Source organism: Streptomyces sp. NPDC001880, from assembly GCF_053594575.1.
In genome coordinates, this window is record NZ_JBSFET010000002.1 from 115,626 (window position 1) to 131,782 (window position 16,157).

At 71.6% G+C, this 16,157-nt stretch carries 12 protein-coding genes; 6 read left to right on the plus strand and 6 right to left on the minus strand.

The genetic code is table 11. The features are described from left to right. Positions 1-5: 5 nt before the first annotated feature. From ACWCQ6_RS02035 to ACWCQ6_RS02045, 3 genes are all read left to right on the plus strand, one after another. Positions 6-680: a hypothetical protein gene (locus ACWCQ6_RS02035; protein WP_451084836.1), complete on the plus strand. Its 675-nt coding sequence runs from the start codon at positions 6-8 to the stop codon at positions 678-680. A 61-nt stretch (positions 681-741) separates the two neighbouring features. Beyond that, positions 742-2,040 carry a M18 family aminopeptidase gene (locus tag ACWCQ6_RS02040; protein WP_451084837.1) on the plus strand — a complete coding sequence of 433 codons (1,299 nt, stop codon included), beginning with the start codon at positions 742-744 and terminating at the stop codon, positions 2,038-2,040. A gap of 206 nt (positions 2,041-2,246) precedes the next feature. Beyond that, positions 2,247-5,171 carry an AfsR/SARP family transcriptional regulator gene (locus tag ACWCQ6_RS02045; protein WP_451084838.1) on the plus strand — a complete coding sequence of 975 codons (2,925 nt, stop codon included), beginning with the start codon at positions 2,247-2,249 and terminating at the stop codon, positions 5,169-5,171. 245 nt (positions 5,172-5,416) lie between these two features. Here the strand turns inward: ACWCQ6_RS02045 and ACWCQ6_RS02050 are convergent, their stop codons facing one another. Then, entirely contained in the window at positions 5,417-7,243 is a 1,827-nt protein-coding gene (locus ACWCQ6_RS02050) for an NHL domain-containing thioredoxin family protein (RefSeq protein ID WP_451084839.1), read from the minus strand. Between the two features lie 64 nt (positions 7,244-7,307). On the opposite strand from ACWCQ6_RS02050, the gene ACWCQ6_RS02055 reads away from it, so the two are divergent. Next, on the plus strand, positions 7,308-7,799 hold the full coding sequence (locus tag ACWCQ6_RS02055; RefSeq protein ID WP_451084840.1) for an LURP-one-related/scramblase family protein: 492 nt from the start codon (positions 7,308-7,310) through the stop codon (positions 7,797-7,799). A 162-nt stretch (positions 7,800-7,961) separates the two neighbouring features. Here the strand turns inward: ACWCQ6_RS02055 and ACWCQ6_RS02060 are convergent, their stop codons facing one another. Continuing rightward, positions 7,962-8,756, minus strand: a complete 795-nt coding sequence (locus ACWCQ6_RS02060) for a carbon-nitrogen family hydrolase (protein ID WP_451084841.1) — start codon at positions 8,754-8,756, stop codon at positions 7,962-7,964. Between the two features lie 329 nt (positions 8,757-9,085). Between ACWCQ6_RS02060 and ACWCQ6_RS02065 the strand changes: the two genes are divergently transcribed. Further along, on the plus strand, positions 9,086-9,910 hold the full coding sequence (locus tag ACWCQ6_RS02065; RefSeq protein ID WP_451084842.1) for a maleylpyruvate isomerase family mycothiol-dependent enzyme: 825 nt from the start codon (positions 9,086-9,088) through the stop codon (positions 9,908-9,910). 210 nt (positions 9,911-10,120) lie between these two features. Here the strand turns inward: ACWCQ6_RS02065 and ACWCQ6_RS02070 are convergent, their stop codons facing one another. Further along, entirely contained in the window at positions 10,121-11,431 is a 1,311-nt protein-coding gene (locus ACWCQ6_RS02070) for an MFS transporter (RefSeq protein ID WP_451084843.1), read from the minus strand. After that, positions 11,428-12,123, minus strand: coding sequence for a GntR family transcriptional regulator (locus tag ACWCQ6_RS02075; RefSeq protein WP_451084844.1), 696 nt, complete (start codon positions 12,121-12,123; stop codon positions 11,428-11,430). Before ACWCQ6_RS02075 ends, ACWCQ6_RS02070 begins: the two co-directional genes overlap by 4 nt. Positions 12,124-12,354: 231 nt before the next feature. Here ACWCQ6_RS02075 and ACWCQ6_RS02080 point away from each other — a divergent pair, with 231 nt between their 5' ends. Beyond that, positions 12,355-13,254 (plus strand): D-alanyl-D-alanine carboxypeptidase family protein, encoded by a 900-nt coding sequence (locus ACWCQ6_RS02080; protein ID WP_451084845.1) that lies wholly within the window; start codon positions 12,355-12,357, stop codon positions 13,252-13,254. Positions 13,255-13,382: 128 nt separating this feature from the next. Here the strand turns inward: ACWCQ6_RS02080 and ACWCQ6_RS02085 are convergent, their stop codons facing one another. Together ACWCQ6_RS02085 and ACWCQ6_RS02090 are read right to left on the minus strand one after the other, a co-directional pair. After that, complete coding sequence (locus tag ACWCQ6_RS02085) at positions 13,383-14,645, minus strand: vanadium-dependent haloperoxidase (protein ID WP_451084846.1); 1,263 nt, start codon at positions 14,643-14,645, stop codon at positions 13,383-13,385. 530 nt (positions 14,646-15,175) lie between these two features. After that, complete coding sequence (locus ACWCQ6_RS02090; protein WP_451084847.1) at positions 15,176-15,880, minus strand: hypothetical protein; 705 nt, start codon at positions 15,878-15,880, stop codon at positions 15,176-15,178. Positions 15,881-16,157: the final 277 nt, after the last annotated feature.

Here is a 16,157-nt window from a genome sequence, read left to right on the forward strand (position 1 = left end):
TCATCATGGGTGGCAAGGGTTTCGTGGGTACGCGGAGTCAGGGACTCCTGGCGGCCGGGGCGGCGGTGCTGCTGCTCGCGGGCTGCGGGGGCGGAGGCGAGGACGCCAGGGCGGCGGCGCTCGACAACGGGCAGGTCGCCTCGGTGCTGCCGGACGCGAAAGCCGTACCGGGCTGGCGGAACTACATGAAGCCGGAGGCCCAGAAGCCGGTACCCGAGTACCCGCCGTCGGTCTGCGTGGCCAGGACGAAGGAGCAGCGGGAGAAGGCCTGCGACCCGATCACCTCCTGGGGCACCTCGGCCTTCGTGCGCAAGGCGGACATGACGACGCTGAATTTCTGGACCCTCGCCTACAAGGACGAGAAGACCGCGGACGCCGCCTACGACATCCTGGCCGAGTGGTACGGCGGGGACCGGGTCGGCCGGGGCGCCGAGCAGGTGGACCTCGGAGGCGCAGGCGCCGAGCGCGAGGCCCATCGCGCCGCGGTCGGCACCATGGGCGGACCGGCCACGATCGCGCAGATCCGGGTCGGAACGACCGTCCTGGGCATCAGCACCGGCACCCAGGGCAAGTCGGCCGTTCCCGACAAGGAGGTCAAGGCGTTCGCGGCGATGTTCGCCGAGCGCGCGCAGCAGGCCCAGAACGGCGAGAAGCCCTCGGCGGCTCTCCCGGGGCACTGAGCGGATGCCTTCGCGCGACGGCGGTGAAGCCGCCCGGCCCGGTCTCGTTACAGTGAGGAACATGAGTTCCTCCCTCCGCTTCGACCGCGGTCACACCGACGACCTGATGGCCTTCCTGATGGCCTCCCCCTCCCCGTACCACGCCGTGGCCACCGCGGCCGCCCGGCTGGAGAAGGCCGGGTTCCGGCAGGTCGAGGAGACCGCGGCCTGGGACGGGACCAGCGGGGGCAAGTACGTCCTGCGCGGCGGCGCGATCGTCGCCTGGTACGTACCGGAGGGCGCCTCGGCGCACACCCCGTTCCGGATCGTCGGCGCGCACACCGACTCGCCGAACCTGCGGGTCAAGCCGCTGCCCGACACCGGGGCGTACGGCTGGCGGCAGGTCGCCGTGGAGATCTACGGCGGGACGCTGCTCAACACCTGGCTCGACCGTGACCTCGGCCTGGCCGGCCGGATCTCGCTGCGCGACGGCACCCACCGGCTGGTGAACATCGACCGGCCGCTGCTGCGCGTACCGCAGCTGGCCGTGCACCTGGACCGGTCGGCCAACTCCGACGGGCTCAAGCTCGACCGGCAGAAGCACATGCAGCCGATCTGGGGCCTCGGGGACGTCGAGGAGGGCGACCTGATCCGGTTCGTCGCCGAGGAAGCCGGTGTCGACGCCGAGGACGTGACCGGCTGGGACCTGATGCCGCACGCCGTCGAGCCGCCCGCCTACCTGGGCCGGGACCGCGAGCTGCTGGCCGGGCCCCGGATGGACAACCTGCTCTCCGTGCACGCGGCGACCGCCGCCCTCGGCGCCGTCGCCGGGCAGCCGGACGAGGAGCTGGCGTACATCCCGGTCATGGCCGCCTTCGACCACGAGGAGAACGGCTCGCAGTCCGACACCGGCGCCGACGGGCCGCTGCTCGGCACGGTCCTGGAGCGTTCGGTCTTCGCGCGCGGCGGTAGCTACGAGGACCGCGCGCGGGCCTTCGCCGGGAGCATCTGCCTCTCCTCCGACACCGGTCACGCGGTCCACCCCAACTACGCCGAGCGGCACGACCCGACCCACCACCCGGTGGCCAACGGCGGACCGATCCTCAAGACCAACGTCAATATGCGGTACGCGACCGACGGCAGCGGCCGGGCCGTGTTCGCGGCGGCGTGCCGGAAGGCGGGCGTGCCGTGGCAGTCGTTCGTCTCCAACAACTCGATGCCGTGCGGCACCACGATCGGCCCGATCACCGCCGCCCGGAACGGCATCCAGACCGTGGACATCGGTGTGGCGATCCTGTCGATGCACAGCGCCCGTGAGCTGTGCGGGGCGGACGACCCGTACCTGCTGGCCAACGCGCTGGCGGCGTTCCTGGCGGGCTGATCCCGCCTGCCACGAGGCCATCGACGGGCCGGCGGACCGGTGCGCGAAACGCTCCGGAACGGCCGGCCCGTCGGCGCGCGGACGGCCGCTCCAGGAGCACCCCGCCGATCGGGCACAACCCTTCGTCGGCTCCCCGACACCCCCGATATCCTGGGACTTTCTGGTGCCCGACCCCGGGCGCATCCCGCCCGGAAGGGAAGCCGCTCGTGGAGTTCCGGCTGCTCGGCACCGTCTCCGTCGACACGTTCAACGGACCGCTGCCGCTCGGCCCCGCCAAGCGCCGCAGTCTGCTCGCCGCGCTGCTGCTGTCCGCCAACACCCCAGTCTCCATCGCGAGGCTCATGGACTCGCTGTGGGACGACACACCGCCGCTGCACGCCCGCAGCGTCATCCAGGGCCATGTGTCCCGGCTGCGCGCCCTGCTGGTGGGCGCGGACGCGGAGGCGTACGGGGTGGAGCTGGTCACCCTCGGCGACGCGTATGTGCTGCGGCTGCCGGAGACCCTGCTGGACTCGCAGCGCTTCGAGGAACTGCTGACGCTGGCGCGTGGTCAGCGCAGCCCCGCCGACGCGGTGCTGATGCTCAAGGAGGCCCTGTCCCTGTGGGAGGGGCCGGCGCTCAGCGGCGCGTTCGCCGGACGGCCGCTCCAGGCGGCCGCGCACTCGCTGGAGGAGTCGCGGCTGGCGACCGTCGAGCAACTGGCGTGGGCCTACGCGGCGCTGGGGGAACACAACCGGGCCGCGTCGGTGCTGCGGGCGGAGGCCGTCGCGCACCCCATGCGGGAGTCGCTGGCGGCGGCCCTGATGACGGCGCTGTACCGGGCGGGGCGTCAGTCGGAGGCGCTGGACTGGTTCCACCGCACGAGGCGGCTGCTCGCCGATGAGCTGGGGATCGATCCCGGACATGAACTCGCCGACGCGTACGCGCTGATCCTGCACGGCGACCTGGGCCCGGACGCCGGACGGGAGGGCGGACGGAACGCGCCCGACGGGCAGAGGGCCACGGCCGGCGGCCCGGTCCGGACGGGCGGCGGTGACGGCAACGGCGGCTACGGCAATTGGACCGTGCCCGCGGCCCGCACGGCGGCGGACCCGCGGCCCGGAACGGACGGCTCAGCCACGGCACAACCGGCCGACCCGACCGGTGGCACGGGCAGCGCGCCCGGCACCGCGCCGCCCCGCCCCCTCCCCGTGCCGTCCCTGGCCGGTGAGCCGCACCCCACCGATCTGCTGCCCCGCGCACCCCGCGGCTTCCAGGGGCGGACCTCCGAACTGGCCGCGCTCACCCGGGCCGCGGCGGGCGAGGCGCCCGTCTGCCTGGTCACCGGACCGGCCGGGGTGGGCAAGACCGCGCTGGCCCTGCAATGGGCGCACCGCAACCCGGCCGCCTTCCCGGACGGGCGGCTCTTCGCCGATCTGCGCGGGTTCAGCGACACCGGTGAGCCCGCACTCATCGAGGTCCTGCGCGAGTTCCTGCTGGCGCTCGGCGTCGCGCCCCGCCGCGTCCCGGAGTCCGTCGCGGCCGCGGCCGCGCTCTTCCGGTCCCTGACCGACCGGCGCCGCCTGCTCGTCGTACTCGACAACGCCCGCCACTCCGCCATCGTCCGGCCGTTGCTGCCGGGCGGCACCGACTGCGTCACGCTGGTCACCAGCAGGCACCGGCTGGAGGGCCTCATCGCCTCGGACGCGGCCCGCCCCGTACCACTCGACGTGCTCGAACCGCCGGACGGCACGGCCCTGCTGGCCGGTGTGCTCGGTGAGGACCGGGTGCTCGCCGAACCGGTCGCGGCCCGTCGGCTCGCCGAACTCTGCGGGGGACTGCCGCTCGCCCTCCGGGTCACCGCGGCCCGGCTGGCCGGGCGCCCGACGTGGACACTGGCCGGGCTCGCCGACGAACTGGCCGACGAACGCAGCCGGCTGACGTACCTCGACGTGGACGACACCGGTGTCTCGGCCGCGCTGCGGCTGACCGTGCAGCAGCTGCCGCAGGACGCCGCCCACCAGCTCGCCCGGCTCGGCCATCACCCCGGCAGCCATTTCGACCCGTACACGGCCGCCGCGCTGGCCGGCACCGACCCGGTCGTCGCCACGGCGGCACTGGAACGGCTCGCCGCCGCCCATCTCGTCACCGAGACGGCGCCCGGACGCTGGGTGCTGCACGACCTGGTGCGCCTCTACGCCCGCGGCATGGACCCCGAGGGCGGGTCCGAGGCGCTCATCGGCGTCCTCGACCACTACATCGCCACCGCGCTGGCCGCCGCCGACACGGCCGAGCCCGGCGGCGAGCCCTGCTGCGTCCTGCCGGAGGACTACCACCGCCCGGTCGCCGTGCGGGACTTCGTCGACCGGGCGACGGCGATGCTCTGGTTCGTGGCCGAACGCGACGATCTGGCGCTGGCCGCCGACGCCGCCCGGACCGCCGGGTTCCACGACCGGGCGTGGCGGATCATCCTGCTCCAGTGGCCGCAGGTGGTGTGGCGGGTGCGGGACAACTGGTCCCCGCTGCTGGAACTGGCGCTGGACTCCGCCCGCGCCCACGACGACACGTATGCCGAGTCACGGGTGCTCAGCCTGCTGGGCTGGGTGCTGACCGAGGAGGGCAGGACCGCCGAGGCCGTCGCCCTGCTGGAGCGCTCGCCCGGTCTGGCCCGGCAGGCCGGCGACCGGCTCGGCGAGGCGACCGCGTTGATCAACCTCGCCGTCGTCCAGGCCGAGCAGGGGGAGCTCGACACGGCTCTGGAGGGCTGCGGGCGGGCTGTCGCGCTGGCCCGAGAGGAGCAGGACGCACACACCGAGAGGCTGGCGCTCCAGCACCTCGCCCGGATGCAGCTGGCCGCGAACCGGCCGCACGAAGCCCTCGAATCCGCCCGGACCGCGCTCGACCTGGGGCCCGAGCACGAGGAGGCCGCACGCCGGGTGCTGCTGCTGACCACCAGCGGCGAGGCCCGTCTGGCGCTGGGCGAGGAGAACGACGGGATCCGGCTGCTGGACCGGGCGGCCGGGGAGGCGGAGCGCGCCGGTTACGACGAGGGCGCGGTGCGGGCGCTCCAGGCGCTGCTGCGGGTGACGGCCGAGCCGGAGTACCGCAAGCGGCATGAGGAGGCGGTCCGACGGCTCACCGACGACGGGTGAGCCCTCCCGGGCGGGGACCGGGATGAAGGCAGAGGAGTACGCCATCACCAAGCGTGCGGTGAGCCCTCCCGGGCGGGGACCGGGAGGGCTCGGGCCCCGGGGCCTGTCCGGCGGGTCGGGGTCGGGCAGGGAGCGGCGTCCGGTGCGGTGCGCCGCAGGGCGGCGGGGCTGTCCGGACGTTTCGGCGATGCCGCAAGGTGCCGTGCCGGACGCCGCGCCCCCGGCCACGATCCGCCGGACAGGCCCTATGCCCGCTCGTCCATTCCCGCCAGCACCAGCGGCAGCCGGGCCGTTCCCTGCGCGCTCACGCGGACGGGGACGCCCCAGTCCTGCTGATGGACGTGGCAGGCCGGGTACTCGTTCGCAGGGTCGTCGTCGCAGGAGGCCGCCATCGCCGACACATGCAGGACGCCTTCGGTGACGCCCTCGGCGAGGACCAGCTCACGGAAGAGGTCGGCCCCGGGCCCCGCGCCCTCGGCCAGCAGCTCCGGCGGGGTCGCCGAGACCAGCAGCCGGGTCGAGGGACCGTACCGGGTGTCCAGCTTCTGCCCGGCGGGCGCCTGGAAGACCACATCGAGCCGGAGCGTGCCCGGGGCGATCTCGGTGGCCGCGCGCTGTGTGCGGTGCGCCCGGTCGGCGACACGTACGGCCTCCTCGGGCAGCCGCAGCCGGGTCAGCCGGTGCCGGGCGGACTCGACGACCACGAGATCGCCGTCGACCAGCACGGCGTCGCTGGGCTCGCGCAGATCCGTGGCCAGAGTGGTGACCTCACCGCTCTCGGGGTCGTAGCGCCGCAGCGCGTGGTTGTACGTGTCGCAGACGGCGACGGACCCGTCGGGCAGCGCGGCCACCCCCAGCGGGTGCTGGAACAGGGCCTGTCCGGCGGCGCCGTCGCGGTGCCCGAAGTCGAAGAGCCCGGTGCCGACGGCCGTGCGGACGGCGAAGCCGTCCCCTTCGCGTTCGACGTACCGCAGGGCGGACGTCTCCGAGTCGGCGACCCAGAGCCGCTCCCCGTCGGCGGACGCGGCGAGCCCGGACGGCTGGGCGAACCACGCCTCGGCGGCCGGCCCGTCGACCAGGCCCTCGTTGGTGGTGCCCGCCGCGACCTCGACGGTGCGCGTCGCGGGGTCGTACGTCCACAGCTGGTGCACACCCGCCATGGCGATCCACAGCCGGTCGGCGAACCAGGCGATGTCCCAGGGGGAGGAGAGGTCGACCTCGCGGGCCGGTCCGGAGGTCGGCGAACCCTGCCACCACTGGCGGCCGGTGCCGGCGAGCGTCGTGGTCGCCCCGGTGGCGAGATCGACGGCGCGGATGGCGTGGTTGACCGTGTCGGCGACCGCGATCCGGCCGTCGGGCAGCACGGCGAGCCCCTGCGGCTCGGAGAACCGGGCCTCGTCGGGCCCGCCGTCGGTGAACCCTCTGTCCCCCGTACCCACGTGACGACGCACCGTTTCACTGTCACAGTCGAGCTCGACCAGGCGGTGGCGGGTGGTGTCGGAGACGAGGAAACCGCCGTCGGGCAGGAGCAGCGCCTTGCCGGGGAAGCGCAGATGCGTGGCGACCGGTTCGGGTGCGACATAGGGGCCGTCGCCGCGGCGCAGCGTGCCCTTCGCCGCGTGCTCGGCCTCCAGCTCCCCGACCAGCTTCTCGATGGCGTGCGCATGGCCCTCGCCGGCGTGCTGGGCGACGACATAGCCCTCGGGGTCGATGACGACGAGCGTGGGCCAGGCCCGTACCGCGTACTGCTTCCAGGTCGCCAGTTCCGGATCGTCGAGGACCGGGTGGTGGACCTCGTACCGCTCGACGGCGTCGACGACGGCCTGGTGCTCGGCCTCGTGGACGAACTTCGGCGAGTGCACCCCGATGATCACCAGGGTGTCGCGGTGCTTCTCCTCCAGCTCGCGCAGCTCGTCGAGAACATGCAGGCAGTTCACACAGCAGAAGGTCCAGAAATCAATGACAACGCACTTGCCTCGCAGGTCGGCGAGGGTCAGCTCTTTGCCTCCGGTGTTCAGCCAGCCGCCCTTGCCGATCAGTTCGGGGGCCCTGACGCGCGCACGTGTTGCCATGTGAACAGTCAACATCACCGTGGCGTCCACACATTCCGCAGCGACCTCGGGGAACCTGTGAGCCATGAGATTCCTGGTGCGTGAACGACTCTTCGCCGTCGGTGACGACTACTGGATCGAGGACGCGGACGGCCGCAAGGTGTTCCTCGTCGACGGCAAGGCCATGCGGATGCGCGACACCTTCGAGCTGAAGGACGCACGGGGCCGGATCCTGGTCGAGATCCGGCAGAAGCTGCTCAGCCTGCGCGACACGATGCTCATCGAGCGCGACGGCGAACAGCTCGCCAGGATCAAGCGCAAGCGGCTGTCGCTGCTGCGCAACCACTACCGGGTCACGCTGGTCGACGGCACCGCACTCGACGTCGGCGGCAAGATCCTGGACCGCGAGTTCGCCATCGAGTACGACGGGGAACTGCTGGCCCAGATCTCCCGGCGGTGGCTGACCGTCCGGGACGCCTACGGCATCGACGTCGTACGGGAGGACGCCGACACGGCGCTGCTCATCGCCGTATCGGTCTGCGTCATCGTGCTCGCGGAGAAGGAGCACGAGGACTGATCCGCCCCGGTTTCACGTGAAACGGCACGCCCGCGCCGGAGCACCGACGCGGCGGAGCCCGGACGGCGAAAACCCGGACCGGCTGAAGCCCGAGACCGCCCACAGCCCGGACGACCCAAATCCCGAACCGGCCACAGCCCGAACGAGCCGCAGCCCGGACGGCTAGAGCCGGGGCGGGGCCAGTCCCAGACGGCGGTCCTTGAGCACCGGGAACTGCTCACGGGTCGCCGCCACCCTCGCCGGGTCGAACTCCACGTCGAGCACCTCCTCGTCCGCGCCCGCCTCCGCGAGCACCTCGCCCCACGGGTCGACCACGATGCTGTGCCCGGCCTGCTGGACTCCGGCATGGGTGCCCGCGGAACCGACGGCCAGGACGTACGACTGGTTCTCGACGGCGCGGGCCTGCGCCAGCAGCGTCCAGTGGGCGCGGCGCCGCTCGGGCCAGCCCGCCGGGACGATCAGCGTGCCGGCGCCCGCGTCGACCAGGCCGCGGAACATCTCCGGGAAGCGCAGGTCGTAACAGGTGGCGAGGCCCAGCGTGGTCTGCGGCAGGGCGACCGTGACCAGTTCCTCGCCGGCGCCCATCATGACCGCCTCGCCCTGGTCGAAGCCGAAGCGGTGAATCTTGCGGTACGCGGCGGCCCGCTCGCCCTCGGGTGTGAAGACGAGCGAGGTGTTGTAGAGGGTGCCGTCGGCAGCGCGCTCGACGAAGGAGCCTGCGTGCAGCCAGACCCCGGCGTCGGCCGCTGCCTTCGCCATGATGTCGTGGGTGGGCCCCTGGAGCGGTTCGGCCTCGCCCTCGAAGGCGTCGTAGGCGAACGCGCCGACCGGCCAGAGCTCGGGAAGGACCACCAGATCCGCACCGCGCCGGCCCGCGATCAGCGAAGCCGCACGCTGTCTGCGGGCATTGACGGATTCGTCCGGGTCTACTGCGATCTGGATGAGGGAGGCGCGCACACTACCACCGTCCTGGCATTCGAGCCGTCAACACGGCCTACGATCGTCACACGAAAGCACTGCCGGGGTGCCTGATCGCAGCGTAACTTAGAGCGTCCGGCGACTGGGGGGCGGAAGAAGGAGCGGGGCTGGGTGCGTGCAGCTGCAAGGCGGAGGAGGGAGTCAACGCGGAGCGTTGGTGACCGACGACAACGCCGCAGATGTGCACACCCAGCCCCGTGACGCCGCCCCCAGTCGCCGGACGCTCTGAGCGATCGAACCTCCCACGCAGCCCGCCGCCCGCGCCCAGCTCTCCAGCCCATGCACCGCAGAACCGCACGAGGGGTCCCGTGACCGTCCATCCCAGCCTCCAGACCTACGCCGATGCCTGGACCCACTCCATCGAGTCGATAGCCGAGCTGGTGAAGCCGCTCGCCGAGGGAGAGTGGAACCGCCGTACGCCCTGCCCCGCCTGGTCGGTGCGCGACATCGTCTCGCACGTCATCGGTATGGAGTCCGAGCAGCTCGGCGATCCGCGCCCGATCCACACGCTGCCCCGCGATCTCTACCATGTACAGAGCGATTTCGCCCGTTACATGGAGATGCAGGTCGATGTGCGGCGTCACCACACCGCACCGGAGATGACCTCCGAGCTGGAGTACATGATCATTCGCCGCGCACGTCAGCTGCGCAACGAGACGCGTGACCCCGAGACCATGGTCCGGGCACCGCTCGGAGCCGAGCAGACGCTCGAACTGGCGCTGCGGATGCGTGTCTTCGATGTCTGGGTGCATGAGCAGGACCTGCGCGCGACGCTGGGGCAGCCCGGCAATCTGGACTCCCCCGGTGCCACGATCGTGCGGGACACCCTGCTGGAGGCGCTGCCGAAGGTGGTCGCCAAGGACGCGGGTGCGCCCGCCAGTTCGGCGATCGTGCTCGATGTGAACGGGCCGCTGGAGTTCCTGCGCACCGTCAGGGTCGACGCGGAAGGCCGTGGTTCGGTGGACGGTTCGCCCTCGCTGGGGCCCGCGGTGACGCTGGCGATGGACTGGGAGACGTACTTCCGCCTCGCCTGCGGGCGGGTGCGCGCGGCTGCGGTCGCCGAGCAGATCAAGGTCGAGGGCGATCAGGACCTGGCGACGGCGATCCTGCAGAACTTCGCCGTGACGCCGTGACGGCGTAGCGCCGTGACGTCATGATCGGCGGCGCCCGTCGCACGAGGGACGGGCGCGCCGCCGATCCGGCACGGACACGTGGCCACACGGGTACGTGGTCACACGGACACGTGGTCACACGGACACGTGGCCACACGGACACGTGGCCACACGGACACGTGGCCACACGGACACGTGGCCACACGGACACGTGGCCACACGGACACGTGGTCACACGGGTACGTGCACGGCCTCCACGCGGCTGACCACATGGTGGTTCCGCTCGCGATGCGCGGCCCTGGAGTGCAGCCGCAGGATCTGCACGACGCCGAGCGCCTCCAGCACGAAGACCGAGGCGAACGCGATCCGGTAGTCGCCGCCGGTCGCGTCGAGCAGCACACCGACGGCGAACAGCATGGTCATCGAGGCGGTGAAGCCGCCCATGTTGACGATGCCCGAGGCAGTGCCCTGCCGCTCCGGCGGGTTGGCCGGCCGTGCGAAGTCGAAGCCGATCATCGAGGCCGGGCCGCAGGCGCCGAGCACCACGCAGAGCACGATCAGCAGCCACATCGGCGCGTGGTCGCCCGGGTAGAAGATGGTCGACGCCCAGAGCAGCGCCGTCACCAGGACCGTGCCGAGGGCCAGCGGGGTGCGGGCCGCGTGGTGGCGGGCGATGATCTGCCCGTAGACCAGCCCGAAAGCCATGTTGGAGAGCACCACCAGGGTGAGCAGCTCACCGGCGGTGGACCGGCTGAGCCCCTGCGCCTCCACCAGGAACGGCAGCCCCCACAGCAGCAGGAACACCATGGCGGGGAACTGCGTGGTGAAGTGCACCCACATGCCGAGCCGGGTGCCGGGCTCCCGCCAGGCCGCGGCGATCTGCTTGCGCACATAGGCGCCGCCCGCGTGCTCCGCGGGCGGCGGCTCGTGGCCCTCGGGATGGTCCTTCAGGAACAACAGCAGCAGAACGAGGACGACGACCCCGGCGACGGAGCTGCCGACGAACGTGGCGGTCCAGCCGAATTCGTGCAGGGCCCGCGCGATGAAGAGCGTCGAGACGAGATTGCCCGCCATCCCGAAGAGCGCCGCGACCTGGCCGATCAGCGGACCGCGCCGGGCCGGGAACCAGCGGGCGCCGAGCCGCAGCACGCTGATGAACGTCATCGCGTCACCACAGCCGAGCAGCGCCCTGGACGCCAGCGCCATGCCGTACGAGGGGGAGAGCGCGAAGCCGAGCTGTCCGAGGGTGAACAGCACGGTCCCGAGGGCGAGGACCTTCTTGGTGCCCAACCGGTCGACCATCAGGCCGACGGGTATCTGCATTCCCGCGTAGACGAGCAGCTGAAGGATGGAGAAGGTGGAGAGCGCGGAGGCGCTGACGTGGAACCGGTCGGCGGCGTCCAGCCCGGCGACGCCCAGGCTGGTACGGAAGATGATCGCGACGAAGTAGACGGCGACCCCGATGCCCCAGACCCACGCGGCACGCCGGCCGCCGGGTGGATCGCCGGGCAGGGACAGGGTGGGAGCGGCGGCAGAGCTCACCGGTCCTCACCCCTGACCAACACCTTGACCCGGCTGACATGGCGCCGCACGACCTGCGCGGCACCGTCCGCGTCCCCGGACCTGATCGCCTCCAGCAGCTCACCGTGCTCGGTGATGTTGGCGGCGATCCTCCCCGGGTGCGCCTCCATCACGGCGACGCCCATCCGCAACTGCCGGTCGCGCAGCTGGTCGTAGAGGCGCGAGAGAATGTCGTTGCCCGCGTTGCGGACGATCTCGGCGTGGAAGCAGCGGTCCTTCACGGACACCTCCGCCAGATCCCCGGCCTCGGCCAGCTGCCGCTGCTCCGCCAGGAGTTCTTCGAGCCGGCCGATCAGCTGCGCGGAGGCCGGCACGGCCTTGCGGGCCGCGAACTCCTCGACCAGCAGCCGGGTTTCCACCACATCCGCGATCTCCTGGGCGGAGACGGCGAGCACGAGTGCGCCCTTCTTCGGGTACAGCTTGATCAGCCCCTCGACCTCCAGCCGCAGCAGCGCCTCGCGCACCGGCGTACGGGAGACGCCGACGGCCTCCGCGAGGTCCCCTTCGGTCAGGAGCGTGCCGCCCTCGTAACGGCGGTCCAGAACCGCCTCCTTGATGTGGGTGTACACGCGCTCGGCGGCAGGCGGCTGCTTCACGGCGGGCTTCACGGACGACTTCGCGGCAGGCTTCACGGCAGGGGGCGCGGCAGGCATGCACACAGCATAGATACAAGATGCGTGCATGGCGAAACGATTCCGCGATACGGACGGACACCCGCCACCCCCGCATGGACCCCCACCACCTCACTGCCGATCATGGCCGGAATCGCCCGTACCTCCGAAATTGCCCCAGGAATCAGCACATCCATCCCCCGTCTTCATCAGTCTCATCAGCGAGCGGCACCCACATGTGGCCGCATTCCAGGGGCATTTGGAGCATTCAAGTTGAGAATCGGCATTAAGGGCATAAGCCGCGCCACCGCCACTGCCACCGTGGCGCTGACAGCGGGCGCCGTCATCGCGGGCAGCGCGTTCGCCTCCACCGCGCAGGCCGCCACGCTGCCCAACCCCAAGATCACCGCCGCCGGCGGCTACGTGATGAACAACGGCACCGGGAAGTCCCTGTTCGCCAAGGCCGCGGACACCCGTCGCTCCACCGGCTCCACCACCAAGATCATGACGGCGAAGGTGGTGCTGTCGCAGAAGAACCTCAACCTGGATTCCAAGGTCACGATCCAGAAGGCGTACAGCGACTACATCGTCTCCAAGGGCGCCTCGTCGGCCCGCCTCATCGTGGGCGACAAGGTCACGGTCCGCCAGCTGCTGTACGGCCTGATGCTGCCGTCCGGCTGCGACGCCGCCTACGCGCTGGCCGACAAGTTCGGTTCCGGCTCCACCCGCGCGGCCCGCGTGAAGTCGTTCATCGGCAAGATGAACGCCCAGGCCAAGTCCCTCGGCCTGAAGAACACCCACTTCGACTCGTTCGACGGCATAGGGAACGGCTCGAACTACTCGACGCCGCGCGACCTGACGAAGCTCGCCAGCAGCGCGATGAAGAGCTCGACCTTCCGCACGGTCGTCAAGACCAAGTCGACCAAGCAGAAGGTCACCACGAAGTCCGGCGGCTACCGGTACATGTCGTGGTCCAACACCAACACCATGCTCAGCAGCTACAGCGGCGCCATCGGCGTGAAGACCGGCTCCGGCCCGGCCGCCAAGTACTGCCTGGTCTTCGCCGCGACCCGTAACGGCAAGACGGTCATCGGCACGGTGCTCGCCTCCACGAGCGCGGCCAACCGCAGCGCGGACATGAAGAAGATCATGGACTACTCCTTCAAGAAGTAGCCCACCCGATCACCGCAACACCCGCAGAGGGGCCCCACGCGGGGCCCCTCTTCATCGGTCGGGCGACGAGTTCATCGGCCGGGCCACGAGAGGGACGCGTGCGCCGACGCGGTGCTCGCCCGGCCGGTTCACTGCTCGTCGAACAGCGCCTGCGCGTGGTTCAGGCCGTACCTGGCGACATCGGTGCCCAGGGTGACCCCGGCCTCGTCCGCGAGGCGGGTGTGGATGCCCAGCCAGACCCGCGCGTCCATGTTCTCCAGCGTGAGCTGGTGCCATGCGGTGTAGGTACGGACGACGCCCGGTGCGGTGGCGCTGGTCAGGGTGAACGGGGCCGTGCGCGGCCCTGCGAGGGCGGTGAGAACGGTTTCCGCCGCGCCTGCGTAGGTGTTGTGGCCGCTGGGGTAGTCCGGGTGCGCCGGGGTGGTGTGCAGCGGGTTCCACGACGGGTCGGCGGGGACGTCGCCGACGCCTGCCCGGATCGCGGTGACGGGGCGCCACAGCGGGTAGGTGTACTTGCTGTCGGAGGTGGCGATCTGGGTGTCCACCAGCGTGGCGTTGGCCAGGGCGACAAGTTCGGCCTGCTTGCGCAGCGGCTGGTGGGAGGTGGCGGCGAGCGCGACGCGAATCGGCTTGGTCCACAGGTTCAGCGAGGATTCGTACCAGAAGTTGGCCGTGTCGGTCTGCCGCGCGGTGCGCACGGTGCTGTTCAGCTCGCCGAATTCCCGAACCTCCTTCAGGTCCTTCTGGTACCGCTCGGACGTCGGAGCGGGAGGCGCGGGCAGCCGGAACTGGTCGGCGCTCTTCAGCAGGAAGGGCCGGGCGAACCGGGTGCCGTTCTGGATGGCGGGGGCGTACGCGGGCGGGGTGGGCTGCCAGACGCCCGGTGCGGCCGGCGGCACGGTGAACGGGGCGTTCACCGAGGCCGCGTCGAGGCCGTCTCCCTCGCGATCGTGCAGGATCTCCAGCGCCTGGCGTTCGCCTGCTGCGGCGCCCAAGGTCTCGGCCGGGCCGTCGGGGGTCTGCTCCAGGGTCTGCTCCAGGGCGGCGTCCAGCTCCGGGGCACGGGTGGGCACCAGCTCGACCAGGGCGCGGTGCACCGCGGCGGCCAGCGCCGCGTCCTGGTAGTCCTTGCGGTCGACCCCGGACGGCACATGCTGCAAGGCCCGCGCCGCCGCCGTCCAACTGATCGCCCAGGTCCTGTTGTTGGTCACCGGAGGGAGTGACTGGCCGGCCGCCGCGATCGTGTCCGCCGTGGTGTCGTACCAGGCGAGCGCCACGGAGGTGCGATCGTGCTCAGGCGCGGGGGTGGCGGCGACGCTCGGCGCTGCGCCGGAGGCGACCAGCAGTGCCGCGGAGGCCGCCACGGCCACGCGGGTCTTCGGGGAGTTCATGGAAGTAGCTCCTCATGGTGAGGTGGGGGGACGGGTTTCGGCCCGCCCGTCCGGCAGTCATGTGCGACGGGACGCGAAGAATTGAGGACCTGCACAGGCCGCGGCAGGCTCCCGGGCGAAGCTGTGGGGCCTTCGCCCGGGGACCCGCGCAGCGGGGTGCCGTGCGGGGATGCCACTGCGGGCAGGGGCGGTCCTCGGCGTGGTCGGCGGCGGGCGCCGGCCACGATGTGTCCGGGGAGCCGGCGAGCCCGGGAGGTACCCGGACAGGCCCGCAGCCGAGTGACGGGTGCCGCAGAGGACCACGTACGGAGCGGCGGACGAAGCGGGCGCGACGGCATCGTCCTCGCTCCGTCCATCGGCCCCGGCGCGCACCGCGGCACCCGCGCAGGTGTCCACAGGCCGGGCCCAGCAGCGGCCCTTCCGACCCGGCGGGGTTCGGAGCCTGTCGGGCGACCCCGGCGTCTCGGAATCACACACGCCACGGCGTGTGTCCGCTCTCCGCGCGAAGGTCACCCGTCAGGCATCAGGCGTCAGGCGGGGTCGGCGTTGATGTGGAAGGGAACGGTGACGATGTTGGAGGCGACGCCCATGCGGTCCAGGTCCTTGGCGTTGATCTTCCCGTCGCCGTCGAGGTCCTTCACGACGCCGGGTGCGTCGTTGTAGACGCCGTCGTGGTTGAGGTCGTCGATGACGGCCACGGTCAGGGTGGTGTCGACGTTCTGTCCCACGATGGGGGCGCCGACGATCCAGGTGTCCCACAGTTCGGTCTTGTGCGCGGTGCGGTCGGTGACACCGGAGAGGTTGAACAGGTTGGCCAGGTTGGTGCCGGGCCCGGAGAAGCCGGGGAGGGTGCTGTTGGTGGTGGAGTCCAGCACGACCAGTCCGGGGATCTTCTCGTCCTGGCCGGTGGAGAACGTGCCGGGGAAGGGGGCGGTGTTGTTGTGCGCGGCCGGGCCGGTGAGCTGGAGCCCGTTGTAGCCGGTCTGGGCCAGGGTCTTGCCCCGGAAGGAGAGCTTCAGGTCCACGATCCAGCCCTTGCCCTCCACACCCGCGTTGTCCCCGCGCTCGGGTGAGAGGACCTCCACCTTGACCGGGTGCTGCCTTCCGCTGGAGGCAGACGCGGACGTGACCGGGCTCGATGCGTCCGTGCTGGGCAGCCCGAAGGCCGCGGTGCCCAGGCCGAGGGCCATGGCCGTACCCGCGCCGAGCGCCCAGCCGAGCTTCTTCTTCCTCATGACTTCTTCTCCTGAGTGTTGGAAGGCTTGCGGTCATGTGTACGACCGCTCGCGGCCCCCGGTTCAGTCCGCAGTTCAACCAGTTCGCACTCCGCTGCCTGCGGGTGAACCCGAACCCGCGGCTCGTCGTATACGTAGCCGCAAGGGCACACCATCAGTGCCGCAAGAAGCCGCATGTCGCAGCCGTCCTCTCGGACGACGCAGCCGGTGCGGTCAGATCTGGAAGTGAGTCGGATGGATCGGATCCGGTCCCGCACCTCCCCGGGGCACGGGCTGT

What these genes read in the sequence shown, in the direction of transcription:
- ACWCQ6_RS02035 (WP_451084836.1), top strand. Translation starts at nt 6, where the DNA reads ATGGGTGGCAAGGGTTTCGTGGGTACGCGGAGTCAGGGACTCCTGGCG.
- ACWCQ6_RS02040 (WP_451084837.1), top strand. Translation starts at nt 742, where the DNA reads ATGAGTTCCTCCCTCCGCTTCGACCGCGGTCACACCGACGACCTGATG.
- ACWCQ6_RS02050 (WP_451084839.1), bottom strand. Translation starts at nt 7,243, where the DNA reads ATGGCAACACGTGCGCGCGTCAGGGCCCCCGAACTGATCGGCAAGGGC.
- ACWCQ6_RS02055 (WP_451084840.1), top strand. Translation starts at nt 7,308, where the DNA reads ATGAGATTCCTGGTGCGTGAACGACTCTTCGCCGTCGGTGACGACTAC.
- ACWCQ6_RS02075 (WP_451084844.1), bottom strand. Translation starts at nt 12,123, where the DNA reads ATGCCTGCCGCGCCCCCTGCCGTGAAGCCTGCCGCGAAGTCGTCCGTG.
- ACWCQ6_RS02085 (WP_451084846.1), bottom strand. Translation starts at nt 14,645, where the DNA reads ATGAACTCCCCGAAGACCCGCGTGGCCGTGGCGGCCTCCGCGGCACTG.
- ACWCQ6_RS02090 (WP_451084847.1), bottom strand. Translation starts at nt 15,880, where the DNA reads ATGAGGAAGAAGAAGCTCGGCTGGGCGCTCGGCGCGGGTACGGCCATG.